This window comes from Brevibacterium sp. HMSC24B04 (genome assembly GCF_001806835.1).
GTDB classification, from domain to species: domain Bacteria; phylum Actinomycetota; class Actinomycetes; order Actinomycetales; family Brevibacteriaceae; genus Brevibacterium; species Brevibacterium ravenspurgense.
In genome coordinates, this window is sequence record NZ_KV786079.1 from 1 (window position 1) to 1,944 (window position 1,944).

General features: G+C 62.8%; 1 protein-coding gene. It reads right to left on the reverse strand.

The window, feature by feature from the left end; genetic code table 11:
* Nucleotides 1-54: 54 nt before the first annotated feature.
* Nucleotides 55-1,707, reverse strand: coding sequence for a thiamine pyrophosphate-dependent enzyme (locus HMPREF3092_RS03065; protein WP_070423800.1), 1,653 nt, complete (start codon nt 1,705-1,707; stop codon nt 55-57).
* Nucleotides 1,708-1,944: the final 237 nt, after the last annotated feature.

The window sequence follows — 1,944 nt, forward strand, 5'->3', positions numbered from 1 at the left end:
GGTTCGGTGACGTGAGTACGTCACCGAACCGGCGCCTCGTGGTTTTGAGGAGGCTCAGTAGGCCTTCACGCGCTGTTCGACGACCAGGTGCACGAGTGCGAACTGCCCGCTGCGCGTGGCCTGGTACGCCTGTTCAATTGCCTGCGGAACCTCTGCATCTTCCGTGGCCTTGATGCCGAATCCGCCGAAGGCCTGGGCCATGAGGGCGAAGTCGGGGTTCTTCAGCTGCGTTCCCGAAATCCGTTCGGGGTACTCCAGTTCCTGATGGGTTCGAATTGTCCCGTATTCCTGGTTGTCCATGACGATGATGAGCGGCGTTGCCCCGTACTGGGCGGCTGTCGCCATTTCCTGCCCGTTCATGAGGAACTCGCCGTCGCCGGCGATGCACAGCACGTCGCGGCCCGGGTACTCGAGACTTGCGGCCACGGCTGAGGGAACCGAATAGCCCATTGAGCCGTTGCGTGCTGAGATGAGCGAGGCGTATTTCTCTGCCGTGAAGTAGCGGTGAGCCCAGTTGGTGTGTTCGCCCGCGCCGAAGGTCACCATTGCATCGTCGCTGAGCAGGCGGACGGTATTAGCCATGGCCGTTGCCATCTTCGCCGGTCCAGCTGAGGGTTCTGCCGGAGGCAGTGCCGACCAGTTTTCCTGAATACTGCGCAGCGAGTCCGTCCACTGGGCCCACGTGTCGTTCGCAGGAAGGTCCATGCGCACGAGGTCGTCGACAAACTTAGCGGGCTTGGCGATGATCTGCCGGGTCACCGGCCCAGAGCGTCCGCGCAGGGATGGGTCGATTGTGACGATGAAGTTGTCCTTATCCCAGTTCTGCCGTGCGGTGAAGCCGTCGGTGAGAACATCACCGGGCACAGTGCCGACGAAGATCAAAAGGTCGGACTCATCAAGCACGCGGTGGGTGTAGTCGGGACGGCCGTAGCCGATGGGGCCGACGTAGCTGGGTGAGCTGAAGGGGACCGTGCCCTGGCACCGCCATTCGGCAGCGGCCGGCAGTCGGTGCGCTTCAAGCCAGTCGCTGAACTTCTCGGCCGCGCTGTGCGTCCAGTCGTTGCCGCCGAAGACGAACAGGGGACGCTCTGCCTTCTGCAGGGCCTCCTTGAGGTCCTTCCAGTCATCGACTGTCATTCCGCCGCTTGCCACTGGGATGGGCGGGTGGATGACGGAGGAATGTGCTTGGGTGATGATGTCCTCGGGCAGGCCGACGACAACGGGGCCGGGACGTCCGGAGCTGGCAGCGAACATGGCTTCGGCGACGATTTCCGATGCGCGTTCGGGGTGGTCGAGCACCATGACTCGCTTTGCGCCGGTGTCGAACCACGACTTGGGGTCGAACTCTTGGAAGGCCTCTTTTTCTCGGTGTTCGAACGGGATGAGGCCGACGAACAGCACCATAGCCGTCGAGTCCTGCCACGCGGTGTGCAGACCGACATGCGCATTGGCGGCACCCGGACCTCGGGTCACCATCGCAACACCCGGTGTGTCGGTCAGTTTGCCCATGGCTTCGGCCATGTACGCCGCCCCGCCCTCGTGACGGGTGACGATTGTGGAGATCGAGGAATCGTAGAGCCCGTCAAGCGTGTCGAGGAAGCTTTCGCCCGGAACGACGAAGACGCGCTCGACACCGTGGGCTTCAAGTGATTTGACGATCATGTGGCCGGCCGAGAGTGTCCCGTCGGGCTGGGTGGTGGAATTCATTGACAGCTCCTCGTGTGCAAGTGGTTTGGCAAAGTTTAGAAAGGGCCGACCGGAGTATCCAGATCATGTCCGCACTGTGGGAATCTGTCCCTGTGGCCGCATGAATCTGCTGATGAGACGCAGCGGGCCCGAGGCTTCGAATTCGAGGACGCCGGGACGGGAGGCCGCGTGGCTGGTCCGCTGTTGCTCATATGACGAGGCGCCGGTCCGGTGACGTGAGTACGTCACCGGACCGGC